A 24,384-nucleotide genomic window follows, 5' to 3' on the forward strand; every position below is an offset into this window, starting at 1 on the left:
CGTTAACAGGGGGCCCTTCCTTACATTTCTTGCGTGGGGTGTCGACAATGGTGGGACACCGGCAGTCACCCGGAGGTGACCATGCGCGAACCGGCGACCCGGCCCCGCCCCACCCGGGAGCAGCTCCCGGCCGGTGGCCTGGAGCTGCTCACCCTGCTGGCCCGGCTGCTGCGGCGGCCCCGCCGCGGTGACCGCCGGCTCCCGCTGCTCTGGCTGCTCCGGCCGGCCGGCGACGGCGCGGTGGCCGGCCTGCTGCGCCGCTTCACCGCCCGGGGCACCGGCCGCCGGGTGCCGCACGCGGTGCTCGACCTGGCCGACCGGCCCGCCACCGACGACGTGGCGGCGGCGCTGCGCGAGCTGCACCGGCAGCTCTCCCTGGAGGCGTTCGGCGCGCCCCGGCTGCGGTTCCGGCACTATCCGCTCGCCGACTGGCTGATGCACCAGACGCTCGCCGTCGACGTGGACGCCGCGGACAGCGGCCGGGCCTCGCTGGTGCGCCGGCTGCGGGACTGGCGGGGCCGGCGGGCCGGCGACGACCCGCAGGTGGGCGGCGACTCCGGGCTCGGCGCCACGCTGCAACTGCTGCTCTGGCTGCTGCGCCGGGCGGTGCCCAGCGTGGTGTTCCGGATCGCCGTCTCCGGCCGGGTGCCGCTGGTCGGCCGGCAGTACCGCTGGTTCATGCGCCAGCAGTACCTGGCGCCCCGGCAGTCGGTGACGTTCCTCGGCTTCGCCGAGCGGCTCACCGCCGGTTGGCGCGACGGCGAGCACCCGGCGCAGGTGGAGAAGCTGCTGTTGCACGCGTTCCTGGAGGACCTGCGGCTGGCCTACCGGCGGCGGTTCTGGCGGCCGGGGGACTGGCGTCGCACCGCCTACCCGGTGGTGCTGCTCGACGGCGTGCGCCCGGACAACGTCGGGCACACCCTGGTCCGCATCGTCGACGAGGTCCGCAACGAGACCGGCCGCAACGACCCGCTGCTGGTGGTGGCGGTCGCCGCCGACCCGCCGCCGGAACCCGCCGCGCCGCGGCCGATGGTCGAGGCCGAGGAGGCGTACGAGGAGTGGGCCGAGGCGCTGCCGGAACGCCGGCGGCTGCGCCGCCCGGGCACGTGGCTGGTGGTGCTGGCGGCGGAGGAGGACGCTGCGGTCGTACCCCCGGGGGTTGCCCCGCCGGCGCTTGTGGCGCCGGATCCGCCCTGGTGGGCGCGGCGCTTCCTGCCCGCCGCGGTGGCCGTGGTGCTGCTCGCCGGGGTGGGGGTCTGGGCGCACGGGCGGTGGGCGCCGGACTGTCGCCCCTGGCCGACCGACCGGGTGAGCGTGCGCCTGGTGGGCGGCGAGTGCGTCGGCTACAGCGACACCGCCGGGCAGGTCTTCAACAGCGAGCCCGGCCAGGACCGGCTGCGCGCGGTGCAGCGGCGCGTCTTCGCGCAGAACCGGGCCACCGAGGAGGTGTGGCGGCGCAGCGACCGCCGCCGCCCCTACCTGACGCTCGTCTACCTGGGCAGCCTCACCGGCAACCTGACCCGTGCGGACGAGGAGTCCTACGTCTCCGAGCGCGAGGAGCTGGAGGGCATGGCCACCGCCCAGTACGCCCTGCTGAAGGAGTCGGCGGCGGCCGACGACGCGGCGCTGCTGCACATCGTGGTGGCCAACGCCGGCCGGCAGATGCGCCACGCCGGCGACGCGGTACGGATGCTGGAGGGCCTGGCCCGCGACGACCCGACCGTGCTCGGCGTCGTCGGGCTGGTGGACAGCCGCACCAGCACGGCGGCGGCGCTGCGCGAACTCAACCGGGTCGGCCTGCCGGTGCTCGCGCCCACCCTGTCCGCCGACCGGATGGACGAGAACTCCAGCCTCTACCTGGCCATGTCCGCGCCCAACCGGGAGCAGGCCCGAATGGTCGAGGCGTACGCCCGGCAGGTGCTGCGGGTGGGCGAGGCGCACGTCTACTGGACCACCGGCGAGCGCAGTTCGCTCACCGACGACCTCTACGTCTCCACCCTCGTCGACGGCCTGCGGGAGCGGTTCGGCGCCCGCCTCACCCGCCTGGACGAGTGGCGCAGCGGGCGCCGGCTCACCCAGGAGTGCGGCTGGTCCGGAATGCTCTTCTTCGCCGGCCGCTGGTCGGAGTTCGACGGCTTCCTGCGCGCGCTCAAGGAGTGCGGCGCGGACCCGCCCCGGCACCTCGTCGCCGACGACTCGGTGAACCGCTACATGGCGAACCCGGGGCTGCGGGCCAGCGCGCCGGGCAACCTGCCGGTCACGTACGTGTCGAAGGCGTCGCTTGCCACCTGCGCCGCGCTGCGGGCCGCGCAGGCCGCCCGGGACGACGCCCGGGGCAGCTTCCTCACCTGGATCGGCGCGGACGACCTGCTCGACCCGCCGCGCTGCCGGGAGGGCGCCGGCCCGCCGGTCGGCGAGCGGGTCAGCCTCGCCTACGACGCCGCGATGATGATGGTGCGCGCGCTGGAGATCCTGGCCGCCCGGTTGCGGCACGCGGACACCGGACGCCGCTGGGAGCCGCGCGCGGTCAACCCGGTCGGCGTGCACGCCGAGGTGCTGCGGCAGAACGCCGCCGGCGGCTATCCGGGGGTGAGCGGCCTGATCCGGTACGCCCCGGACTCCGGCGAGCCGGTCGCCAAGCGCCTGGCCCTGCTCACCGTGGCGAAGGTGCCCGACGTGGCGGCCGCGCCGGTCGAGGTCTTCCACTGCGGCGTGGCCGACGCGGCCCCGGATCCCGGCTGCGCTTCCGCACGGAGGTGACGGCGTCGGAGCATTCCGGGTGGCGGTGAACCCGCCGCTGCGAGATCTTGGAAGCCGAGGGCCCTCCCGGGGGCCGTTTCCTTCCAAGATCTGGGTGGAGGTCGGGATGGCGCGTGACGGCGGGGAGCTGGACGGGTTCCACATCGGAGAGCTGCCGGGCGGGGTCGGGGAGCAGGTGTCGGACTTCGCCACCGAGTGGGAGGGGGTCCGCTTCGCCACCCGGGTCTGGGAGCGCCAGGTCGAGGACGGCTACCGGGTCGACCTGCGGGTGCACGTGCTGCGGGGCGACCAGCTCACCGACCTGGGCGCGCTCCGCGACTTCCTCGCCGACTACCACGAGCGCGACCCCGCCACCGCCGAGCTGGCCGGCTTCCCCCACCCCGACGGCCCGGGCCTGATCGGCGACACCGAGGCCTTCTGGCTCACCGAGCCCGGAGTCGCCGTGAACGTCCTGTCCACCGCCGACCCCACCGCCCTCCGCACGATCGCCGAGCACGTCACCCGCGCGCTCTGACACCCGTCGATCTTGCACTTTCGGCCCGCGGAACGCGGCTCATGCCCCCATTCGTCGGGGCGACAAGTGCAAGATCGACGAGGCTGGCCGGCGGCTCCCGGGGCGGGGGCCGCCGGCCGGCAGGAGCGCTCAGCGGTGGGCGTTGCTCGGGCGGCCCCACGGGGCGGTGATGGCGAAGACGTAGCCCGGGGTCTGGATGTTGGCGAACAGGATCTTTCCGTCGGCGCTGAACGTCGGCCCGGTGAACTCGCTGTCGTTCAGCTCGTTGCGGGCCAGCGCGTACGCCTTGCCCTGCTCCGTGACGCCGACCAGGTGCGACACGCCCTCGCCGTCCTCGGCCAGGATCACCCCGCCGTACGGGGAGACGGTGATGTTGTCCGGCCCGTCGTAGTTGCCGTTGTCCGCCTCCGGGTCGGTGTTCACCCCGAAGATGGTCTTCAGCGTGACGGTCTGCCGGCGCGGGTCGTAGAACCAGACCTGCCCGTCGTGCTCGTGCACGCTGCCGTCGCTGAGCCGGGCGTAGCTGGCCACGAAGTAGGCGCCACCGTCGCCCCACCAGGCGCCCTCCAGCTTGCGGCTGCGGGTCACCTCGCCGTCGGCGAACTGCTTGCGTACCGACACGGTCCGGGCGTCCCGGTCCGGCACCTCCACCCACTCCACCTGGTAGCGGGTACCCGGCGTGGTGGCCTCGGACAGGTCCGCCACGTGCCCGTCGCCGCGCAGGCAGCGCATCGCCTCCAGGGTGCCGGCGGTGCCGCCGTCCGGCCGCTGCGCGAGCGCGCGCAGCGCGCCCTTGCCGGCCCGGAAGCCGGGCGGCGGCGTCCACCGGAAGTACAGGCCGTTCGGCCCGCTCGCGTCCTCGGTCAGATAGATCGAGTGGGTGTACGGGTCGACCGCCACCGCCTCGTGGGAGTAGCGGCCGAGGAACGTCAGCGGCACCGGGTCGGCGTTGGCGGCCCGGTCGTGCGGGTCGACCTCGAAGACGTACCCGTGGTCCTTGAGGAACTGGCCACCGGCGCGCTGTTCGGTCTCCTCGCAGGTCAGCCAGGTGCCCCACGGGGTGATGCCGCCGGCGCAGTTGTTGTGCGTGCCGGCCACGCTCACGTACTCGCGCAGCCGCCGGCCCTGCTTGTCCACCTCGATGGTGGTGGTGCCGCCGCGCGCGCCCGGGTCGTAGGTGAGGCCGGGCAGCGCCGGCACCGGGTAGGGCTCGCTGCCACCGATCTCGTGGTTGTTGACGAGCACCGAGCCGCGCGGGCCGCGGAAGCAGCCGGTGCCGTCGGCGTCACTGGGGGTGGGCTGGCCCGACTCCAGCAGCGTCGCGCCCGCCTGCGCGACGACGGTGTACGAGAAGCCCGGCGGGAGGGCCAGCAGACCGGCGGGGTCCGGCACCAGGTCGCCGTAGCCGACCGCGGGACGGCAGGCGGCCCGGGCCGCGGCGGGGCCGGCGATGGCGTCCAGGTTGCCGGCCACCACGATGCCGAGGCCACCGGCCGCGCCACCGAGCAGGGCCCGCCGGGAGAGGGGAGAGGAGGTCACGTCGTCGCCTTCCTGTGCACACGAGGTTGCACTGGCAGGCAAGTCGCGGCGCGGGAACGGCGGGCGGCGGGACCGGCCGCCGGCGGGTGAACAGTGGACGAACCTCGGGTGCCGAGCGTCCCGTGCCCCGCTCGCGCGCGTCCGTTAGGGTTCCCTCGATCGCAGACGGCGTCGAAGGGCGGACGGTGAACAGGCTCGCGGCGGCGTACCGGCAGGCGGTCGACCGGCACCGGCAGGCGTTGCGCCACTGGGAGGCGGCCCGGCGCGCGCTGGGCGCCGCCGGCCCGGCGCCCGTCGGCAGCCCCGAACTTGTCGCCCGGCTGGCCCGCCTGGGCGGGGAGCTGGCCGCCGCGGTGCCCGGCACCGCCCGCGTCGCGACCCACCCCGTTCCGGTACGCCTCGGCGAGGCGACCACCGTCGACGGCGCGTTCCCCGTGCTCGTGCCGGTGGGGGCGGGCGCCCACCTGGCGATCGACGCGGACGGCCGGGACCCGCGCGTCGGCGAGCTGCTGCGTGCCGTGGTGGTGCGGCTGCTCACCGCCGCACCGGCCGGCGCGGTCCGGGTGGTCGGCATTGACCAGGCCGCGTTCGGTGCGGCGTTCCTGCCGCTGCGCCCGCTGCACGACGCCGGGGTCCTCGGCGCCGCGGCGACCACGGAGGCGGAGACGACCGCGTTGCTGGACGCCGCCGAGCGGCACGCGCGTACCGCCCAACGGGCCGACCCGGAGGACCGTGAGCTGCTGGTGGTGGTCGCCGCGTCGGCGCCGCCGGCGCGGGAGCTGGCCCGGCTGGCCGCGCTCACCCACGCCGGCCCGGCCGCCGCGGTCTGCGTGCTGCTGGCCGGCTATTCACCGGCCGGGCCGGGTGGTGCGGCCGGGCGTGCCGGCGGGCAGTGGCCGGCCGGGCCGGGTGCGACCGGGCCGTGGCCGCCCGGCGCGGGAGCGGCGTCCGGGTCACCGGGCGGGGCGCCGCCGCTGGGGGCCACCACCCAGCTCCGGGTCACCGAGCGCTACACCCTGGTGGGGGATCCGCCGGGGCGGCCGTTCAGCACCGACGGCAGTGGACTGGCCGCGCCGGTGGTGCTCGACGGCGACCCGTCGCACGCCGCGGTGACCGCGCTGGCCCGCCGGCTCGCCGAAGCCGCCGACGACAGCTCCGGCGTCACGTTCGCCGACCTGCTGCCGGCGTCGCGCTGGACCGAGTCGGCCGGCTCCGGGCTGCGGACCGTGCTCGGCCGCGCCGGCCGCAAACCGGTGACCGTCGCGTTCGACGACGCCACGCCGCACTGGCTGGTCGGCGGGCGCACCGGCGCCGGCAAGACGGTGCTGCTGCTCGACGTGCTCTACGGGCTGGCCGCCCGCTACTCCCCGGCCGAGCTGCGGCTGATGCTGCTCGACTTCAAGGAGGGGGTCAGCTTCACCGAGTTCGTGCCCACCGGGCGCGACCCGTCCTGGCTGCCGCACGCCCGCGCGGTCGGCATCGAGTCCGACCGGGAGTACGGCGTGGCCGTGCTCCGGGAACTGCGCGCCGAACTGGCCCGCCGGGCCGACCTGCTCAAGCGCCACGGCGTCAGCCGGCTCGCCGACGTGCCGCCGAACGCCCGGCCGCCCCGGATCGTCACCGTCGTCGACGAGTTCCATGTGCTGTTCGCCGGCAACGACGCGCTGGCCCGGCAGGCGGTCGACCTGATCGAGGAACTGGCCCGCAAGGGCCGCTCGTACGGCCTGCACCTGGTGCTGGCCAGCCAGAGCACCACAGGCATCGAGGCCCTGTACGGCCGCGCGGAGGCCATCTTCGGCCAGTTTCCGCTGCGGATCGCGCTGCCCGGGGGCGATGCCGTGCTGGACCCGCGCAACGACGCCGCGCGCGGGCTCACCGTCGGCACCGGGGTGGTGAACACCGCCGCCGGCGCGCCCGGCGCCGACGTCGAGGTGTGCTTCCCGGACGCGCACGCCGCCGCGTCCGACCTCGCGGCGTTGCGCCACGAGCTGCACGCCGCCCGGCCGGACGGATCCGCGCCGCCGTCGGTGTTCCGCGGACACGACACGCCCCGGCTCGCCGACGACCCCGCCTGGGCCGCGCTGGCGGCCGGCGCCGACCCGCCGTACGCGCTTGTCGGCCGTGTCGTGGACGTCGCCGGCAGCCCGGCCGGGTTCACCCTCGACGCCAGCCCCGGCCGGCACCTCGCCGTGGTGGGCACCGCCGCCGCCGGCGCGGAGCTGCTGCGCAGCGCCGTGCTGTCCCTGGCCCGCCAGCACGCCCCGGGCACCGCCCGCTTCCTGTTCGCGCCGCTGGCCCCCGGCACCACCGACCTCGCCGACGACCTGGCCATGACGCTGGCCGCCGCCGGTCACCAGGTGCGCCGGTTCGACGCCGCCGCGCTGCGCGCCTTCCTCGCCGAGGCGGCCGGCGACACCCCCGCCCCGGGCCGCACCTACCTGGTGGGCTTCGGGATGGACGCGGCCGCCGGCACGCTCGCCGCCACCGACCCGGGCACGTTCCGCTCCGGCCACGACGACCTGCGCGCCGTGCTGCGCCACGGCCCGGGGCGCGGCGTGCACGTGCTCGGCTGGTGGCGCGGGCTGCGCCGGCTCGCCGACGACCTCGGTGGCAGCGGGCACCGCGACGACGTCACCGGCCTGGTCGCGCTGAACGTGCCGGCCGCCGACCTCGGCCTGCACCTGGGCGTGCACGACCTCGCCTGGACGCCGCGTGAGGGCCGGGCCCTGCTGGTCGACCGGCACGAGCACCGCACCGCGCTGATCGTGCCGTTCACCGAGGACGGTGCGGGATGAGCGGATTCGACGAGTACGCCGCGCTGATCCGGGAGCTGTCCACCCGACAGCGCGGCGGAGAGCGCGCGATCGCCGTGGAGGCCCAGCGCCGCCGCGAACTCCAGTCCGGTGTGGACCAGCTCGGACGCCGGCTGACCGCCCAGGGCGCCCACCTCGACCGGCTCGGCGAGGCGATCGGCACGCCCATGGCGTCCGTCCCGGACACGCCGCCGGCCGCCGGACCCGGATCGGGGGACGGGACGCCCGGCGGCGGAGCCGCCGCGCCGGGGCGGTCGGGTGTCGGGGCGTATCCCGACGGGAGCGTGCCCACCGGCGACCCGGCGGCGGATCTGGCGGCGGCCGGGCGGCTGGCCGACGAGGCCGACCGGCACGGGCAGGAGACCGAGGCGCTGGCCCGGCGGCCGGTGCTGCTGCCGACCTGGTCGGCGCCGGCCCGGGCGGTCGCGGTCTACGCCGGGTGCGCGCTGGTCGGCTCGGTGCTCATGCTGATCGCGCTTGTCGGTTCGCCGCTGCCGGTGTCCGGGATGGACCTGGTGGCGGCGGTGTCCTGCGCGGGCGTGCCGTTGACGTCCTTCCTGGCCGGTCAGCTCGTGCTCGCCCGCTGGGGCCGCCCCGTGCTGGCCGACGGCCCGACGCCGCCCGGGCGCTACGTCCCGCTGGGCTTCGTCATCTGCGCCCTGGTCTCCCCGTCCCTGTTCTGCCTCTACCTGATCCTCTTCCGCCTCCTCCGCTGACCCCCGATTCGCCGCCCGCTCCCTCGGCCGCTTGCCGCCCCGTCACGTTGTCGGCTCCTCGCGTCGCCGATCTTCGTGGGGTGGGAGGGGCGGGGTGGGGCGGTAGGGTGGCGGGAGGCGACGCGGGGGAGGGCTTGTGAGCGCTGCGGAGGTCATCGCCAGGCTGGCGGCGGCGGCACAGAAACTTGACGAGGCGAAGGCCCGCACGGCTGCCGCCGCGCAGGACGCGGCCGAGGCACGGGCGCTCGTCGCGGGTGCGCTCGAAGGCGCCACGGCGGGGCCGCTGATCGGGGTGATCGACGCCTACCGGCAGGCGCTCGCCCAGGCCGCGCAGGGTGGCGAGCCGGCCCGCCAGCACGTGCAGGAGACCATCGCGAAGGTCCAGGCGCTGGGCAACTGACCGGCCGTCACGGGTCGGTGAGGACCAGCCAGTCGCCGTCGCGTCGCGTGACGGTGACGTCCGGCGGCCAGACGTGGGTGACCGCCGTGGACGCGCGGGCCTGGTCGACCAGGGGGCGGCGGGCCAGGACGGCGCCCTCGAAGCGGGCCCGACCGTGGAACACGGCCCGGCCGAAGTTGGTGCCGCCCTCGAAGCGCGCGCCCTCGAACCAGGCCTCCTCGCCGAACTGGGTCCAGCGGAACAGCGCCATGTCGGCGAAGCGGGCCCGGTGGAAGCCGGCGTACGCGGCGAACGTGGTGTGCTCCATGGACAGTCCGCTCAGGAACTCCGCCTCCCGGAAGCTGGCGCTGCCGGTGAAGGTGGCCCGGTCGAAGCTGCTCGGCTGCCGCAACGTGGCGCCCCGGAACGAGAACTCCCCGAAGCGCGTCCCCCGGCAGGACATCTCGCCGCCGAGGTCGGCCCGGTCGAAGCTGGCCCGGCCGCTGATTCGGGCGTCGTCGAGCACGATCTCGGCGTCGCCGGTGAGGTCGTCGCAGACCACGTCCGCGAATTCGGCGGTCAGCCGCAGCCGGCCGTGCACGAGTGCGCCGGCGAGGTTCGTGGTGCCGGTGCAGACCGCGCCGGTGAGGTCGAGGTCGACGAGGGTGCAGCCGGTGGCGTCGAAGTCGTCCAGCCGGGCGCCGGTCAGGTCCAGCGCGACGCCGGGCCACCAGGTGTCCCGGTCCGCCCGCAGGTGCCGGGTCAGGGTCCGCTGCGCGGTGCGGCGCACCTCGGTCTCGCGCGGGTCGTCGGGCGCCGGCATCCGGAGGTACGCGCAGAGCACCGCCACGATTGTCGGGCGCTGCCCCGGGTTGTCCTGACCGAGCCGTTCCAGCGCGTGCAGGCCGCCGAGGCGTACCCCCGGGTTGTCGCTGCCGACCAGTTCGATGGCCCGGACGTACAGCTCGGTGAGCCGGCGCTCGGCGGCGTCGTGCTCGGCGGCGGTGGCCTGGCGTTCCTGGTGCCGCGTGGCGGTCTCGGCGACGGTCTCGGCGTGCGCCTGCACCCGGTCGCGGTGCGTCTGGTCGCGGGCGGCGACGGCCTCCTGGTGCCGCTGGCCGCGTTCGCTGATCCACTGTCGACGGGCGGCGAGGAGCAGCGCGAGTCCGCCGCCGGTGCCGGCGACCACGGTGAGGCCGGTGCGGATGGCGTCGACCCGCAGCGTGGCGCGGGTGTCGGGCTGGACGGCCCGGTCGGCCTCGGCGAGCAGCCAGTCGAGCACCAGCCAGCCGAGCAGGCCGGCGAGCAGCAGCCCGAGCAGCGCCAGCCACCAGGGCATCACCTTCAGCGGCTTCTCCGGCGGTGGGGCGGACACGGCGCCCAGCATGCCATCCGTCGACGCGCGCCGGGGGGCGCCGGTCGCCGTCGGAAATGCCGGTTCGTGCGCGGGGGGAGACAACTGGTTACCGGCGCGTAACTTTTCATTGACGTGTGTGAAATCGGACACGCATCATCGTTCCCACGATCGATCGGATCCCACCCGTCCCTCCCGGTCACCCCGGGTGCCCCCTCCCATCGGAGGTGCAGCCCATGCTGCTCCGAACGATCCTGGCCGCCACCACCATCGCCGCCACCGCCCTGCTCGTCCCGGCCACCGCCGCGCACGCCGCCGCGCCCACCCCCCGGCCGGACACCGTCACCACCACCGACGCCACCCCCGCCAGCACCGTCACCGCCGCCGAACGGGCCGCCGCCGCGGCCGCCGACCCGGTCGTCGTGGTCGGTGGCCTGATCGGAATCTCCATCGCGTACGAGCCGATCGCCGCCCGGCTGCGCGCCGACGGCTACCGGGTCTCCATCTACCAGTTGCCCAACCTCGGCTTCGGCGACATCCGCGAGTCCGCCCGGGCACTGTCGTCCTACGTGGACCAGGTCCGGGCCGCCACCGGCGCGAGCCGGGTGGACCTGGTCACCCACTCCGAGGGTGGCCTGGTCAGCCGCTGGTACGTCAAGTTCCTCGGCGGCGCCGACAAGGTCGACCAGTACGTCAGCCTCGGCAGCCCGCAGTACGGCACGTACGTCGCCAACATCCTCCAGGTCGTCGGGCTGGGCAGTTGCGCCGGCATCGTCGCCTGCCAGCAGATGACCATCGGGTCGAGCTTCCTGGCCGAGCTGAACGGCGGTGACGACACCCCCGGACCGGTCCGCTGGACCACGGTGCGCACCTGGCAGGACGAACTGGTCCGGCCGGTCGACAACGCCGTACTCGCCGACGGCGCGACGAACGTGCTGGTGCAGGCGTGGTGCCCGCTGCGGGTCGTCGGCCACCTCGGCCTGGTCCTCGACGGCACCACCTACACGGCGGTACGCCAGACGCTGGCCGGCGCCACGGTCCGGCCGAACTGCTTCGCGGTCTGAGCCGTCCCGGGCCCGCCGTCGGTGCGGGCCCGGGACGACCGCGCTCACCCGTCGGCGCGACGGCGGATCAGGTCGGCGGCCCGCCAGGCCAGCGCCGTCACCGGGGCGCTGGTCCAGCCGGCCACCATCGCCGGCAGCACCGAGGCGTCCACCACCCGCAGCCCGTCGACGCCGCGGACCCGCAGCTCGGGGTCGACCACGTGGTCGTCGTCCGCGCCCATCGCGCAGGTGCCGACCGCGTGGTAGCCGCAGTAGCCGCGCGCCACCGCCGCCTCGACGATCTCCTCGTCGGTCCGCGTCGCCGTGCCGGGCACCGTCTCCGCCCGGATCCGCTTCGCGATCGGGCCGCCGGCGAAGAACTCCCGCATCCGGCGGAACAGGTCCACCGCCACCCGCCGGTCGTGCCCGGTGGCGAGGTAGTTCGCCACGATCGCCGGCGGGACGCGCGGATCGGCGTCGGTGACGGCGAGGCTGCCCTCGCTGTCCGGCCGGGTCACCGTGCCGAGGCACATCACGCCCGGCTCCCGTTCCAGTTCCAGCGCCCGGCCGGGGCGGGGCGGCGCGGCCGAGAACGGCGCCATCAGCAGGTGGCCGTCCGGGCGGTCCAGGTCCGGCCGGGACTTCACGTGTGCGGCCACGTCGAGCACCGGCAGCGCCAGCGGGCCACCGCGGGTGAGCAGCCAGCGCAGCGTCGCCCGGGCCTGCCCGAGCGGGCTGCCGAGCCGCGCGTTGTGCCCGCCCGGCCCGGCGAGCCGGTACTGCAACGGGATCGACCGGTGCTCCCGCAGCCCGGCGCCGACCCGAGGGCGGTCGAGCAGCACCGGCACGCCGGCGGCGCGCAGCGTGTCGGCCGGACCGATGCCGGAGACCTGCAGCAACTGCGGGGTGGCGAGCGCGCCGGCGGCGAGGATCACCTCGCCGGCCGCCCGGTGGTCGACCTCCCGGCCCCGGTGCGCCACCCGGACACCCACCGCCCGACCGTCCTCCACCAGCACCCGAAGCGCGAGCGCGTCGACCACGACGGTGAGGTTGGGCCGGCGGCGGGCCGGGTGCAGGAACGCGTCCGCGGCGCTGACGCGCCGGCCGCGGTGGATGGTCGCGGTCGGGTACCCGATCCGCTCGTCGTCGTCGGCGTCCAGGTCGTCCACCGGCCGCCACCCCAGCTCGGCCCCGGTGGCCACCATCTCCTCGGCCAGCGGGTCGGTGTCGGTGGCGACGGAGAGCCGTACCGGCCCGCCGACGCCCCGGTGCGGCGCGGGCCCCAGCGGATGGTCCTCCAGTTTCCGGAACGCCTCCCGCACCGCCGACCAGCCCCAGCCCAGCGGCGCCAGCGTGTCCCAGTCCCGGGCCGCGCCCCGGCTCCAGATCATGCCGTTGACCGAGGTCGAGCCGCCGATCATCCGGCCGCGTTGCCAGGTCTCCCGCCGGTCCGGCCCGATCGTCGCCGGGTAGTGCCAGGCGGTGCGGCTGTCGTCCATCAACCGGGAGAACGCCTTCGGCACCCGGACGAACGGGCTGCGGTCCCAGCCCCCGGCCTCCAGCAGCAGCACCCGGGTGCCCGGATCCTCGCTCAGCCGGTCGGCCAGCACGCAGCCCGCCGCCCCGGCGCCCACCACGACGTAGTCGAATTCCACCACCCAGGACCCCCAGTCACGAGAATCCTTCCGACAGTAGTTTCTCGATCACGCCACGCATAGAGGGCCGGTCAGGCCGCCTTGGCCAGCGCCTCGTACTCGTCGTCGGTCAGCTCCACCTCGGCGGCCGCCACGTTCTCCTCCAGGTGGCCCACCGACGACGTGCCGGGGATCGGCAGCATCACCGGCGACCGGCGCAACAGCCACGCCAGGGCGAGCTGCGCCGGGGTCGCGCCGTGCCCGGTCGAGATCGCGTCCAGCGGGCCGCCCGGCCGGGCCAGGTTGCCGGTGGCGATCGGGAACCAGGGGATGAACGCCAGGTCGTTGCGCTCGCAGTGCTCCAGCACGTCCTCGGCGCTGCGGTCGGCCAGGTTGTAGAGGTTCTGCACGGACACGATCGGGGTGATCTTCCGGGCCGCCTCGATCTGCTCCACGTTCACCTCGGAGAGCCCGATGTGCCGGATCTTGCCCTCCTGCTTCAGCAACGCCAGCTCGCCGAGCTGGTCCTCCAGCGGCACCTTGGCGTCGATCCGGTGCAACTGGTAGAGCCCGATCGACTCCAGGCGCAGGTGGCGCAGGCTCAGCTCGCACTGCTGGCGCAGGTATTCCGGGCGACCCACCGGTCGCCAGTCACCCGGACCGGAGCGGGTCAGGCCGGCCTTCGTCGCGATCACCAGGTCGTCGGCGTGCGGGTGCAGCGCCTCGGAGATCAGCATCTCGCTGACGAACGGCCCGTACGAGTCGGCGGTGTCGATGAACGTGACCCCCAGCTCGTACGCCCGGCGCAGCACCCGCACCGCCTCGGCCGGGTCCTTCGGATCGCCCCAGACACCGGGGCCGGTGAGCTGCATCGCCCCGTAGCCCAGGCGGTCGACCCGCAGGTCACCACCGATCCGGTAGCTGCCCGACGCCTTGGCCGGCTGGGTGCTGGTGGCCATCACGGTCCTCCTGAGGTGGGTGGTCTTCCGACCGGAGGTCATTCCCCGAAAAGCGGTGCCGAAGCCTGCTCAGCCCAGATGTCGCAGCACCACCAGCGCCTGGTCGTCCTCGGAGCCGGCCAGGTCGTGCAGCAGCGCGTCCGCGATCGCCTCCACCGGCTCGTCGCGCACCCCGGCCAGCGACCGGCGCAGCGCCGCGACCCCCTCGTCGTACGGCCGGCCGCGCCGCTCCACCAACCCGTCGGTGTAGGCGACGAGCACGTCGCCCGGGGCGAACGGGACGATGGTGACGGTCATCGGCCGGTCCACCATGCCCAGCGGCAACGCGTTCGCGGTCTGCACGCTGTGCGGCGGCCGTCCGACCGGCAGCAGCACCGGGTGCGGGTGCCCGGCGCGGGCCACCCGCGCCGTGCGCGCCGCCGGGTCGACCACCACGACCAGGCAGGTGCCCAGGAAACCGACGCCGAGCAGCTCGGTGAGCCGGAGGAACACCTCCTCCAGCGGCACGCCCATCCGGATCAGCGTGTTCAGCATGGTGCGTAGCTGGGCCATGTCGGCCGCCGCCTCGACCTGGTGCCCGACCACGTCGCCGACCACCACGGCCAGCCGGTCGCCGTCCTGCCGGACCAGGTCGTACCAGTCGCCGCCCAGGTGCAGGCCGCTCATCGCCGGCCGGTAGCGGGTGGCCACCTCCACCCCGGGCGGCGTGGTCAGCGACGAGCTGCGCAGCCGGCCGGCCAGCCGGGTCACCAGGTTGTGCTCGGCGGCGGCCAGCCGGACCCGCTCCAGGGTCTGCTCGCACAGGTCGGCGACGGTGTCCAGCAGCGCCAGGTCGGTGTCGCGCAGCGGGCGCTCCCGCCGCCAGCCGAAGCCCAGCGCGGCGATCGGGCGGTGCCCGGCGCCGAACAGCGGCAGCGCCACGGTGGTCACCAGGCCGTGCGCCCCGACCGGGTCGGGCAGGCCGGGGAACCGGGCGGCGAACTCGGCGCGGTCGCGCAGCACGATGCGTTCCCCGGCGCGCAGCGCGCGCACGATCGGGCGCGGGTCGTCGACGGTCAGGTCGCGGAACGTCGCGGCCAGCGTGCCCGGCACGTCGTCGTGGTGCCAGAGCCGGACCCGGCGCCCCTCGCCCCGCATGGCCAGGCCGGGCAGCTCGGCGCCGAGCGCGGTGGTGGCGGCGTCCAGGATCACCTCGATCGCCTCGGCGGTGGAGCGGGTCACGCTCAGCCGGGCCGCGAACCCGGCCATCGCCTGCGCCGACCCGGTCAGCTCGGCCCGTTGCAGCGCCTGGCTGCCCAGCCCGGCCACGGTGTCGAGCAGGTTGCGCAGCGCCTCGTCGTCGGCGACCGGGCCGGCCCAGCGCACCTCCAGCGCGCCGAGCGCGTGCCCGTCGCCGTCGCGCAGCGGCAGGCAGAGCCCGGTCGTCCGGCCACCGGCGGGCGGCAGCGCCGCGTCGCCGCGGACCGCCCGGGCCAGCGGGTCGTCGGCGTCGATCGGCAACCGGCCGGCCGGCGTGTCGTCGCCGGCCACGTCGAGCACGGTGAGCCCCGGCGGGGCGATGGCCACCCGCAGCGCGGCGGCGTCCACCACGGCCGGGGCGAGCGTGGTGAGCACCTGCACGACGGCCTCCCGGCCCCGCGCCGAGCTGAGCGCCCCGGCCAGCCGGGCGAGCGCCTCCGCCCGCCGCAGCGCCCGCCGCTCGGCGCGGCTCGGGTCCGGTCCGCCGCCCGACCGGAGGTGGTCCGCCTGCCGGGCCCGGGCGGCGGCCAGCGCCGCGCCGATCTGCCCGGCGACCAGCCCGGCGAACGCCCGGTGGTCGGCGTCGACCGGCCGGCGCGGGTCCAACCCGGCGACCAGGACTGCGGCCGGTCCGGCGGCGGGGTCGGGCACCGGCAGCACGGCCACCACCGGGGCGGCCGGACGGCCGGCGGTCGCCCGCGGAGGCACCAGGCGGGGCACGCCGTCGGCCAGCACCTCGGCCAGCGGCCAGCCGCCGGGCGCCCCGGGTGGCACGTCGGCCCCGTCCGCGGCGGCCAGCCGTGGGCCGTCCGGCGTGACCAGGTGGAGCTGCGCGAACGGCGCCCGGCCGGCGCCGGCCAGCGTGGCGACCGCCCGCCGGGCCACCTCCAGCGGGTCGGCGGCGCCGGCCAGCGCGTCGGCGAGCACGGCGAGCAGCCGCAGTCGGCGCGCGCCCACCACCGCCGCGGTGGTCTCGGCGCCGACGGTGAGGACACCGGCCGGACGGCCCGACTCGTCGGTCACCGGCGTGTGCGTGAAGGTGAACCAGCGCTCCTCGTCGACGCCGTCGCGGGTGCGGCGCACCGGCACGTCAGGGCTGGTCGCGGCGGGCCCGCCGGCACCCACGCCGGCGAGCAGCGCGGCCAGCGCGTCCCGGTCGCCCGGCCACCAGTCGACGCCGGTCGGTGCGTCGTGGTCCGGGCCGAGCAGGTCCCGGTAGACGTCGTTCGGCAGCGCCACCGGGCCGTCGCCCCACCAGAGCACCGCCGGGGCGGGGGAGAGCCGGCAGAGCGCGAACGCGGTGCGCAGGCTCGCCGGCCAGTCGGCGATCGGACCGAGTGGCGTCCCGGCCCCGTCACGCCCTGTGATCGTCGTGCCCGCGCCCCCACCGGTGGCGGCGGCGATGTCCGGCCACCGGGCGCCGTGGGGCGGGGTGATGCTCACCCGGGACCTCCGCTCGGGCGACGGGAGTACCCGGAAACGTACCAGCGGGGTACGACAGGCGGCGATCGTCGCGGGTCAGGCGCGCGGTGGTCGGGGCGGTCGTCCGGCGGCGAGCGCGTCCACCGCCGCGAGATCCTCGGTGGTGGCGTCGACCAGCGCCAGGTCGCGCAGGAATCCCACCCACACCGGCTCGATGCCCGGCTCCTCGGCGAACCGTTCCCCGGTGACCCGCGCGCGGGCGTGCGCCACCGTGCGGTGGGCGAGGTCCCGCACCTCGTCCGGGGTGTACCAGCCGACCCCGTGGGCGGCGTCCGGGTCGGCCCGGAGGGCGCCGGTGACCGCCGCCCGGTACAGGAACCAGTGGTGGCCGGTGCCGCGCGGGCCGGGCCGCCGCCGGCAGGCGTTGGGCCGCCAGCCGTCGGCCACCGGGTCCAGCGTCAGGACGGTCAGGCCGACCTCCTCCGCCACCTCGCGGCGGGCGGCGTCGGCCGGGGTGCCGTGGTCGTCCACGTGCCCGGCGACCGGGGCCATCCCCACCGGGGCGGTGGCCCGGCGCAGCAGCAGCAACCGGCCGGCCGGGTCGGTGACCAGCACGCCGACGCTGGTGTTGTCGCACCGGTTTCCCCGCAGATTCGTCATCGCGTACTGCCGCCCCCGTTTACGTCCCGACCATTCGCCGGGTCCGCACCACTCCTATCCCATTGACGAACGCAAGTCAATGCTTGTGTGTGAAGCGATCCCGTATACGCTGGCACCGGCTTTGTAGGAATTGCATCCGAGTGCGTCCCGGAGTGGTGGCGAGTGCTCGATGCATTCACACCCCTATATCGAAACCCTTATCTTGCGCGCGGCGACCCCTGTATGTGCGCGCGGCAACCCCTAAGGAGTTGAAGCATGAGTGGTGACGATTCCGGCGAGGCCGGTCTCGAGGGCCCCCGCCGTTTCCGCGACACCGCGAAGATGATGCGTCTGTCGCAGGGCAACTGGCGCGAGGCGGAGAGCGGGGGCCTGATCAACCTGCACCTCGAGTGCCGGCCCGACGGCACCCTGCACGACCCGGACACGGGCCGCTCGTTCCTCAACCTCAGCTCCTACTCGTACCTCGGCCTGAACACGCACCCGGCGGTGGTGCAGGGGGCGATCGACGCCCTGACCTCGCAGGGCTGCGTCGGTCTGGGCATCACGCCCACCCGGATGCGTCCGTCGGTGCTGCGGCAGGCCCAGGACCAGCTCTCCGAGATCTGGCGGGCGCAGTGCCTGCTGGCGCTCTCCTGCAGCGTGGCGACCGCCGGGCTGCTGCCGCTCGTGTCGTCGGGCCACCTCGTCGACGGCCGGCCCCGGGTCACCGTCTTCGACAAGCGCAGCCACTTCTGCATGGACTACGTGAAACCGATCTGCGCCGACGAGGCGCCCGTGCTGGTCGCGCCGCACAACGACATCGACTTCGTCGAGGACGCGTGCAAGAAGTACGGGCGGGTGGCCTACGTCGCCGACGGCGCCTATTCCATGGGCGGCCTGGCGGATCTGGACGGCCTGCGCCATCTCCAGGACCGGTACGGCCTCTTTCTGTGGATGGACGATTCGCACGCCATTTCGGTGATGGGCGACCGGGGTGAGGGCTACATCCGCTCGAAGATGGGTGAACTCAACGACCTGACACTGATCACCGGATCGCTGGAGAAGGGGTTCGGCTGTTCCGGCGGTGTGGTGATGCTCCCCGAATCGGTCGATCCCGCCCTGGTCAACACGTTCGCCGGACCGATGTGCTGGTCGCAGAGCCCGAGCGTGGCCAACATGGGCAGCGTGCTGGCCTCGGCCCGGCTGCACGCCGGACCGGAGCTGCACCAGTTGCAGAGCCGGTTGCGCGCCAACCTCGACTACTTCGACTCGCGGGTGCCCAACGAGTCCGCCGGCAGCATCCTGCCGGTGCGGGCGCTCCCGGTGGGCGACCGGGACCTGGCCGTGGACCTGTCCCGGCGGCTGCTCGACGAGGGCTTCTACTGCGCGCCGGTCTACTTCCCGGTCACCTCCCGGGGGCGGGAGGGCCTGCGGGTGATGATCCGGGCCAACCTCGGCGACGAGAACCTGCGCCGCTTCGTCGACCTGCTCGTCGAGTGGGTGGTGCCCCACCTGCGGGGGGCGGACGCCGCCGCGGTCACCGGGAGCGCGAGATGACAGTCGTCGAGGGCCTACCCCGGGCCCGGTCCCGCGGCATCTGCCGCTGCCTCCTCGTCACCCCGGCCGTCCGGATGGAGCGGTTCCTCGGCAGCGCGGTGGACGCCGCCGACATCCACCTGCTCGACCTGGAGGACTCCGTGCCGCCGGAGGCCAAGCACGACGCGCGGCAGGCGGTGGCCGCGCTCGACCCGCTGGCGGTGCCGGCCGGCTACAGCCTGCGCGTCAACCCGATCCGGTCCCCGGAGGGCCTACGCGACCTGCACATGGTGCTCGACGCCCGGACCGCCCCCGACATGATCGTGCTGCCCAAGGTGGAGTCGCCCTACGACGTCGAACTCGTCGACGACGTCCTCGCCGGCGCCGGGATCGACACCGTGCTGTGGGCCATCCTGGAGACCGCCGCCGGCCTGGAGAGCGCGATGGCCGTCGCCCGGTCCCGCCCCCGACTGGTGGCGCTGACCTTCGGCGCGGCCGACTTCTGCGCCGACACCGGCACCGCGATGGAGTGGGAACCGCTGCTGATGGCCCGGTCCCGCGTCGCGCTGGCCGCCCGGTCGGCAGGCATCGAGGCGGTGGACGGCCCCACGTTCGACCTGGAGGACGCGGCCGCGCTCGAGTCCGACGCCCGGCGCGCCGCCGCACTCGGCTACACCGGCAAGGTGGCCGTGCACCCCGGCCAGGTCGACGTCATCAACGAGGTGTTCACCCCCAGCCCCGCCGACGTGCACCGCGCGGACCGGATCGTGGGCGAGTTCCGGCGGACCGGTTCCAGCATCATCACCATGGACGGCCGGATGCTCGGCCCGCCCTTCCTGCGCCAGGCCGAGAGCACGCTGGCCCGGGCCGGGCGGTCGCGATGAGGCCACCGCGCGCGTTCACCGAGGTCGCGCCGGGCCGCTACCGCGAGTCCCGGGGCCTCTACTACGACGAGTTCGACGTCGGCGACGTGATCGAGCACCGTCCCGGCCGGACCGTCACCGAGACGGACAACGTCTGGATGTCGCTGCTCAGCCTCAACGCCCACCCGCTGCACATCGACGCGGCCTACGCCGAGGAGACCGAGTTCGGCCGTCCGGTCGTGTCCAGCCTGGTGACGCTCGCCATCGTCGGCGGGATGAGCACGAACGGCACCAGCGCGCGGGCGGTGGCGAACCTCGGCTGGGACGAGATCCGGCTCAGCGCGCCGGTCTTCGTCGGCGACACGCTGACCGCCGAGTCCGAGGTGGTGGCCAAGCGCCTCTCCCGGTCCCGCCCCGGCGCCGGCGTGGTGACGTTCCGAACCCGGGGGCTCAAGTCCGACGGCACCCCGGTCATGGTCTTCACCCGCAGCGCGCTGATCCCGTGCGCCGACGGGAGCGGCGCCGCGTGAGCGCCGGAGCCGGCCTCGTCCCGCTGGTGGTCGACAGGCAGGCCGTCGCCGAGGCGGCGGACCTGCCCGCCCTGGTCGAGGAGCTGCGCCGGGGGTACGCCGAGGGGCATCGCGCCGCCGCCCGTACCCCGCACCGGACCACGGTGGCCGGCACGGACCCGCCGGCGACGTTCGGCGTCATGCCCTCGGTCAGCTCCCGGGACGGTCTCTTCGTGACGAAGCTGGCCGCCCTGGTGCCGGACCGCCCGGCGGGGGAACCCGCGATCCACGCGCTCTCCGTGGTGATGTCGACGCGGACCGGACGCCCGCTGGCGGTCCTGGACGGCGCGGCCGTGACCGACCTGCGGTGCGCGGCCGTGACCGCGCTGGTGACCGACCTCTGCACCCCGGACCGGCCGCTGCACGTGGGCCTGGTCGGCAGCGGGGTGCTGGCCCGGCAGCAGGTGCGCGGGATGTGCGCGGTGCGGCCGCTGGCCTCGGTCACGGTCACCAGTCGGCGGGCCGGCAACGCCGAGGCGTTCGCCAGGTGGGCCGCCGGGCTGGTCGGCCCGGGGTGCCGCGTGGAGGTCGCCGACCGGCCGGCGGACGTGGTCGACGGGCGGGACGTGATCGGCACGGCGACCGGCTCGGTCGAGCCGCTGATCGTCCGGCTGCCGCCCGGGCCGGTGCACGTCAACTGCATGGGCGCGCACGCGGCCGACCGCCGGGAGGTGGCGTCCGACCTGCTGCGGGAGCACCTGCTGCTGGTCGAGGACCGGGAGCTGGCAGTCGCCGAGGCGGGCCCGGCGCACCGGGACGCCACCGACCTCGGCGCGCTGCTCGCCGACCTGCCGGCCGACCTGGCGTTGCGCACCACCGTCTTCAGCTCGACCGGCGACCCCTGGGCCGATCTGGTGACCGCCGCGCACGTGCTCCGCCGGGTGCGTCCCCGCGTGGCGGTCGGCTGATGCGCGTGCTGGTGACCGGTGCCGCGGGGCGGCTGGGCGGGGCCTGCGTCGCGGCGCTGGCCCACGCCGGGCACGAGGTCGTGGCCGTCCGGCACCGCCGTCCGGTCGCGCCCGTCGCGGGCCGGCGGATCGAGGTACGGCAGGGCGCGCCGGCGGACCTCACCCGCGACATCGACGCGATCGTGCACTGCGCCTTCCGGTTCGCGCCGCACCCGGCCGCCGACTACCGGCGGGACAACCTGGACGCCGCGCTGCGGCTGATGGAACACGGGCGGGCCCACGGCGTGCGCACGTTCGTGCAGGTCTCCAGCGTGATGGTGTACGGCCTGGACGCCGCCGCGGGCGCGGTCCCGCTGCCGGAGACGCGGTCACCGGCCGCCGTCGCCGAGGTGCTGGACCCGTACCCGGCTATGAAGATCGAGCTGGAGCGCCGGCTGGGCGCGCTGGCGGAGCGGCTCGGCGTGAACCTGGTGGTGATCCGCCCGGGGATCCTCTTCGACGACCGCACCCCGCCGGTGGTCCGTACCGTCGGGCGGTTCGGACTGCTGGTCGGCGCGGGCCGCAACCACCTGCCGTTCGTGCACGCCGCGGACGTCGCCGACCTGGTCCGGCGGGCGGTGGAGGACGGCCGGCCGGCGGTCTACCACGCGGCGCCCGCCCGAGCGGTCGCGGCGCTGCCGTTCGCCCGGGCCTGGTGTCGCCGGCACGCCCCCGGCCTGCGGGTGCTGCCCGTGCCGCGGCCTGCCTACGCGGCGCTGGGCCTGCTCACCTGGGCCGCCGCCCGGGCCCGTGGCCGGCCCGCCCGGTGGCCCAACCTCCGCTACGGCATCCGCCGGTCCACCCGGGACCTGCGGTACGACGTCAGCCGGGCCCGCGCGCTCGGCTGGGACGACGCGCGCACCCGGACCGTCCAGGAAGGGACCGACCGATGACCGGCTCATGGCCGCTGATGGAACCGACTCCGGTCACCGACCGGCTGGACGAGGCGTTCCGGCACGTCGACTTCGGCGGGTGCCACGTCTTCGTGCTGCTGGGCCATCCGCGCTCGGACATCGGCAAGGGGCAGTTGGTGGCCCGGCTCGCCGCGACCGTCCCCGGCCCGGCGACTGTGGTCAAGTTCGACGGCATCCTCAACACCAACGAGCGCGGCAACCACCCTTCGCCGACCGACGACCTCGCCACCTACCGGCGGTTCCTGCCGGACACGGTGATGGGCTGGCCGAACCAGATCCTCGGCGGCGACGTGCTGCTGTCCTTCCTGCGCGAGTTCGGCGGCACGGACTGGGAGCACCTCAGCTTCGTGCCGCACCTGAGCCGCTACTTCCTGCTCACCCTGCACCGGGCATGGGTCGACGCGGGCCGCCCGGCGCACCTGTTCGTGGAGTTGGGCGGCACCGTCTTCGACCAGGAGCTGACCACGTACGTGCTGCCGGCGCTGTCGATGCTCACCACGCCGGCGAACGCCCGGGTGACCACCGCGCTGCTCTCCGAGCTGCCGGGCGGTTTCGTGGAGCCGAAGACCCGGGCCCTGCAGGAGTGCCTGACCGGCAGCCTCCGCTTCGGCCTGGTCTACGACGTGCTGTTCCTGCGGGTGCCGGAGCGGGATCCGGGCGACGACGAGCTGAGCGCGTTGGAGGCGGCCGTCGCGGCCAAGCTCCGGCGGCATCTGGTGCACCGTCCCGCGCCGCCGCGGCTGGTGCTGGTGCCGACGTTCGAGCCGCCGGCGCTGGACGGCTACCTCGACTACCTGCGCCGCCGGCGGCACCTCGTCGCCGACCTCGGCGAGCCCGCGGGGCGGGCGTGACCACGACCGGCGCGCGGGCGCGCCGGCCCGACGAGACGAGAGAGGGTGCGGTCCCATGTGCGGGATAGCTGCCGCCGTCCCCGCCGACCGGTCCGCCGTCGAGGCGGCCCTGGCCGGCATGAGCCACCGCGGCCCGGACGCGACGGCCGTGCTCGACGACCCCCGGTTCACCCTCGGGGTGGTCCGGCTCGCCATCACCGACCTGGCACACGGGGACCAGCCGCTGCGGTCGCCCGGCGGGCGGGCCTGGGTGGTGTTCAACGGCGCGGTCTACAACCACCACCGGATCCTCGACGAGGTGGGGGTGCCCGCGCCGTCGGGCAACGACGGCCACGTCGTCGGCATCCTCTACGAGAAGTACGGGCTGCGGTTCGCCGACCACCTGGAGGGCATGTACGCGCTCTGCCTCTACGACCTGGAGCAGGACCTGCTCGTGGTGGCGGTGGACGGCATCGGCGTGAAGCCGCTGTACGCGGCGCGGCGGGGCGGGGCGCTCTTCGTCAGCAGCACGCCGGAGACGATCCCCGCCGAGCTGCGCCCGTTCGCCTGCCGGGTGGCCCCGGGCACGGTGTGGTCGTCCCGGGGGGACGTCGTCGCGATCAGACCCCGGCCCCGCGAGGGGGCCCTGCGGGACCTGGTGGTGACCGCGGTACGGGACCAGATCCCGGCCGAGGTGCGGTGGGGCTGCATGCTCAGCGGCGGCCTGGACAGCTCGTTGCTGACCGCGATCGCGACCCGGGAGGTGGGCCGGGTCAGCACGTTCACCGCCGGCCTGGAGGGCAGCGCCGACCTCGACGCGGCGCGGGAGGTGGCGGCGTACCTCGGCACCGACCACCACGAGGTGATCTTCGACGAGGCGGAGATCCCCGACCTCCTCGACGCGGTGGTCACGCACACGGTCAGTCCGGACGTCTTCACCGTGCTCGGCGGGGTGGGCACCTGGCTCACCGCCCGGCTCGCCCACGACGCCGGGGTCAAGGTGCTGCTCTCCGGCGAGGGCGCGGACGAGTTGTTCGGCGGCTACGGCTTCTACGCCGACCTGCCGCCGGCCATGGTCGAGCCGTGGATGCGCTTCGAGCAGCGCGACCTGGGCGCGCGGGAGTGCCTGCGGCTGGACCGGTGCGCCATGGCGCACCACGTCGAGGCGCGGGTGCCGTACCTGGACTCGGCGGTGGTCGCCCACGCGCGCGCTCTGCCGCCGGCTCGCAAGATCGACTACTCGGCGCGTCCGGCCCGGCAGAAGGTCGCGCTGCGGGAGGTCGCGGAGGAGTTCCTCCCGGCGCACCTGGCGCACCGGCCCAAGATGCCGTTCCCCGACGGCGCCGGCTACCTGCACGCCGTCGGTCGCTTCGCCGCCGGCCGGATCACCGGCGCGGACCTGGCCGAGCTGTTCGAGCAGCCGGAGGCCGCCGCGTTCCTCCAGGCCGCGCCGGAGATGCAGGGGTACGGCCTGCGCACCGCCGCCTACCTCTGGCAGCGGTGGAGCGCGCGCTTTCCCGACCTGAGCGCCGACTACCGGGGCCTGGTCCGCCGCGGGCTGCTGCGGCGCACCCTGCGCCACGGCACGTACACCCGCGAGGACTTCCTCGCGGCGCTCGGCGCGGACCCGGTGGCGGTCGGGTCGTCCGGCTCGCCGATCGATTGAACCCCTACAATCCCACGGGACGAACGGGACGGACCGTGACCGGCCGTC

At 75.4% G+C, this 24,384-nt stretch carries 19 protein-coding genes; 13 read left to right on the forward strand and 6 right to left on the reverse strand.

Going from position 1 to position 24,384, the window contains the following annotated elements; translation table 11 throughout:
• The first annotated feature begins 33 nt into the window (after positions 1–33).
• Together ACIA5A_RS04655 and ACIA5A_RS04660 are read left to right on the forward strand one after the other, a co-directional pair.
• Positions 34–2,760 (forward strand): hypothetical protein, encoded by a 2,727-nt coding sequence (locus ACIA5A_RS04655; protein ID WP_396756396.1) that lies wholly within the window; start codon positions 34–36, stop codon positions 2,758–2,760.
• 106 nt (positions 2,761–2,866) lie between these two features.
• Positions 2,867–3,274: a hypothetical protein gene (locus ACIA5A_RS04660; protein ID WP_396756398.1), complete on the forward strand. Its 408-nt coding sequence runs from the start codon at positions 2,867–2,869 to the stop codon at positions 3,272–3,274.
• A gap of 129 nt (positions 3,275–3,403) precedes the next feature.
• Here ACIA5A_RS04660 and ACIA5A_RS04665 read toward each other — a convergent pair whose 3' ends face one another.
• A complete protein-coding gene (locus ACIA5A_RS04665; protein WP_396756400.1) occupies positions 3,404–4,813 on the reverse strand; it encodes an alkaline phosphatase PhoX in 1,410 nt (469 codons plus the stop codon).
• Between the two features lie 185 nt (positions 4,814–4,998).
• On the opposite strand from ACIA5A_RS04665, the gene ACIA5A_RS04670 reads away from it, so the two are divergent.
• From ACIA5A_RS04670 to ACIA5A_RS04680, 3 genes are all read left to right on the forward strand, one after another.
• The gene (locus ACIA5A_RS04670) at positions 4,999–7,608 is read left to right on the forward strand and encodes an FtsK/SpoIIIE domain-containing protein (protein WP_396756402.1); all 2,610 of its coding nucleotides are present in this window, start codon (positions 4,999–5,001) and stop codon (positions 7,606–7,608) included.
• Positions 7,605–8,342, forward strand: a complete 738-nt coding sequence (locus ACIA5A_RS04675; RefSeq protein ID WP_396756404.1) for a hypothetical protein — start codon at positions 7,605–7,607, stop codon at positions 8,340–8,342. The genes ACIA5A_RS04670 and ACIA5A_RS04675 overlap by 4 nt, the downstream gene beginning before the upstream one ends.
• A gap of 136 nt (positions 8,343–8,478) precedes the next feature.
• The gene (locus ACIA5A_RS04680) at positions 8,479–8,742 is read left to right on the forward strand and encodes a DUF6244 family protein (RefSeq protein WP_089157165.1); all 264 of its coding nucleotides are present in this window, start codon (positions 8,479–8,481) and stop codon (positions 8,740–8,742) included.
• A 7-nt stretch (positions 8,743–8,749) separates the two neighbouring features.
• Here ACIA5A_RS04680 and ACIA5A_RS04685 read toward each other — a convergent pair whose 3' ends face one another.
• Positions 8,750–10,096: a pentapeptide repeat-containing protein gene (locus ACIA5A_RS04685; protein ID WP_396756406.1), complete on the reverse strand. Its 1,347-nt coding sequence runs from the start codon at positions 10,094–10,096 to the stop codon at positions 8,750–8,752.
• A 215-nt stretch (positions 10,097–10,311) separates the two neighbouring features.
• On the opposite strand from ACIA5A_RS04685, the gene ACIA5A_RS04690 reads away from it, so the two are divergent.
• Positions 10,312–11,139 (forward strand): lipase family alpha/beta hydrolase, encoded by an 828-nt coding sequence (locus tag ACIA5A_RS04690; RefSeq protein ID WP_396756408.1) that lies wholly within the window; start codon positions 10,312–10,314, stop codon positions 11,137–11,139.
• Positions 11,140–11,183: 44 nt separating this feature from the next.
• On the opposite strand, the gene ACIA5A_RS04695 is transcribed toward ACIA5A_RS04690, so the two are convergent.
• From ACIA5A_RS04695 to ACIA5A_RS04710, 4 genes are all read right to left on the reverse strand, one after another.
• A complete protein-coding gene (locus ACIA5A_RS04695; RefSeq protein WP_396756410.1) occupies positions 11,184–12,773 on the reverse strand; it encodes a GMC family oxidoreductase in 1,590 nt (529 codons plus the stop codon).
• A gap of 71 nt (positions 12,774–12,844) precedes the next feature.
• Positions 12,845–13,711 carry an aldo/keto reductase gene (locus tag ACIA5A_RS04700; protein WP_396756412.1) on the reverse strand — a complete coding sequence of 289 codons (867 nt, stop codon included), beginning with the start codon at positions 13,709–13,711 and terminating at the stop codon, positions 12,845–12,847.
• Positions 13,712–13,780: 69 nt separating this feature from the next.
• Complete coding sequence (locus tag ACIA5A_RS04705; RefSeq protein WP_396756414.1) at positions 13,781–16,393, reverse strand: SpoIIE family protein phosphatase; 2,613 nt, start codon at positions 16,391–16,393, stop codon at positions 13,781–13,783.
• Positions 16,394–16,468: 75 nt separating this feature from the next.
• Positions 16,469–17,032 (reverse strand): NUDIX hydrolase, encoded by a 564-nt coding sequence (locus ACIA5A_RS04710; RefSeq protein WP_396756416.1) that lies wholly within the window; start codon positions 17,030–17,032, stop codon positions 16,469–16,471.
• A gap of 255 nt (positions 17,033–17,287) precedes the next feature.
• On the opposite strand from ACIA5A_RS04710, the gene ACIA5A_RS04715 reads away from it, so the two are divergent.
• From ACIA5A_RS04715 to ACIA5A_RS04745, 7 genes are read left to right on the forward strand one after another with little or no spacing between them, the layout of a single operon-like run.
• Positions 17,288–18,568 (forward strand): aminotransferase class I/II-fold pyridoxal phosphate-dependent enzyme, encoded by a 1,281-nt coding sequence (locus ACIA5A_RS04715; RefSeq protein ID WP_396756418.1) that lies wholly within the window; start codon positions 17,288–17,290, stop codon positions 18,566–18,568.
• Entirely contained in the window at positions 18,565–19,431 is an 867-nt protein-coding gene (locus ACIA5A_RS04720) for an HpcH/HpaI aldolase/citrate lyase family protein (RefSeq protein WP_396756420.1), read from the forward strand. Before ACIA5A_RS04715 ends, ACIA5A_RS04720 begins: the two co-directional genes overlap by 4 nt.
• Complete coding sequence (locus ACIA5A_RS04725) at positions 19,428–19,940, forward strand: MaoC family dehydratase (RefSeq protein WP_396756422.1); 513 nt, start codon at positions 19,428–19,430, stop codon at positions 19,938–19,940. Before ACIA5A_RS04720 ends, ACIA5A_RS04725 begins: the two co-directional genes overlap by 4 nt.
• Positions 19,937–20,887, forward strand: a complete 951-nt coding sequence (locus ACIA5A_RS04730) for an ornithine cyclodeaminase family protein (protein WP_396756424.1) — start codon at positions 19,937–19,939, stop codon at positions 20,885–20,887. Before ACIA5A_RS04725 ends, ACIA5A_RS04730 begins: the two co-directional genes overlap by 4 nt.
• A complete protein-coding gene (locus ACIA5A_RS04735; RefSeq protein ID WP_396756426.1) occupies positions 20,887–21,819 on the forward strand; it encodes an NAD-dependent epimerase/dehydratase family protein in 933 nt (310 codons plus the stop codon). Before ACIA5A_RS04730 ends, ACIA5A_RS04735 begins: the two co-directional genes overlap by 1 nt.
• Positions 21,816–22,691 (forward strand): hypothetical protein, encoded by an 876-nt coding sequence (locus tag ACIA5A_RS04740; protein ID WP_396756428.1) that lies wholly within the window; start codon positions 21,816–21,818, stop codon positions 22,689–22,691. The genes ACIA5A_RS04735 and ACIA5A_RS04740 overlap by 4 nt, the downstream gene beginning before the upstream one ends.
• 55 nt (positions 22,692–22,746) lie before the next feature.
• Complete coding sequence (locus tag ACIA5A_RS04745; RefSeq protein WP_396756430.1) at positions 22,747–24,336, forward strand: asparagine synthetase B family protein; 1,590 nt, start codon at positions 22,747–22,749, stop codon at positions 24,334–24,336.
• Positions 24,337–24,384 lie beyond the last annotated feature (48 nt).

This window comes from Micromonospora sp. NPDC051300 (assembly GCF_044455315.1).
Lineage (GTDB): Bacteria > Actinomycetota > Actinomycetes > Mycobacteriales > Micromonosporaceae > Micromonospora > Micromonospora robiginosa.

Excerpts from the sequence above, each read along its gene's own strand:
- ACIA5A_RS04660 (WP_396756398.1), top strand. The coding sequence starts at position 2,867 with ATGGCGCGTGACGGCGGGGAGCTGGACGGGTTCCACATCGGAGAGCTG.
- ACIA5A_RS04675 (WP_396756404.1), top strand. The coding sequence starts at position 7,605 with ATGAGCGGATTCGACGAGTACGCCGCGCTGATCCGGGAGCTGTCCACC.
- ACIA5A_RS04690 (WP_396756408.1), top strand. The coding sequence starts at position 10,312 with ATGCTGCTCCGAACGATCCTGGCCGCCACCACCATCGCCGCCACCGCC.
- ACIA5A_RS04700 (WP_396756412.1), bottom strand. The coding sequence starts at position 13,711 with ATGGCCACCAGCACCCAGCCGGCCAAGGCGTCGGGCAGCTACCGGATC.
- ACIA5A_RS04710 (WP_396756416.1), bottom strand. The coding sequence starts at position 17,032 with ATGACGAATCTGCGGGGAAACCGGTGCGACAACACCAGCGTCGGCGTG.
- ACIA5A_RS04715 (WP_396756418.1), top strand. The coding sequence starts at position 17,288 with ATGAGTGGTGACGATTCCGGCGAGGCCGGTCTCGAGGGCCCCCGCCGT.
- ACIA5A_RS04720 (WP_396756420.1), top strand. The coding sequence starts at position 18,565 with ATGACAGTCGTCGAGGGCCTACCCCGGGCCCGGTCCCGCGGCATCTGC.
- ACIA5A_RS04725 (WP_396756422.1), top strand. The coding sequence starts at position 19,428 with ATGAGGCCACCGCGCGCGTTCACCGAGGTCGCGCCGGGCCGCTACCGC.
- ACIA5A_RS04735 (WP_396756426.1), top strand. The coding sequence starts at position 20,887 with ATGCGCGTGCTGGTGACCGGTGCCGCGGGGCGGCTGGGCGGGGCCTGC.
- ACIA5A_RS04740 (WP_396756428.1), top strand. The coding sequence starts at position 21,816 with ATGACCGGCTCATGGCCGCTGATGGAACCGACTCCGGTCACCGACCGG.
- ACIA5A_RS04745 (WP_396756430.1), top strand. The coding sequence starts at position 22,747 with ATGTGCGGGATAGCTGCCGCCGTCCCCGCCGACCGGTCCGCCGTCGAG.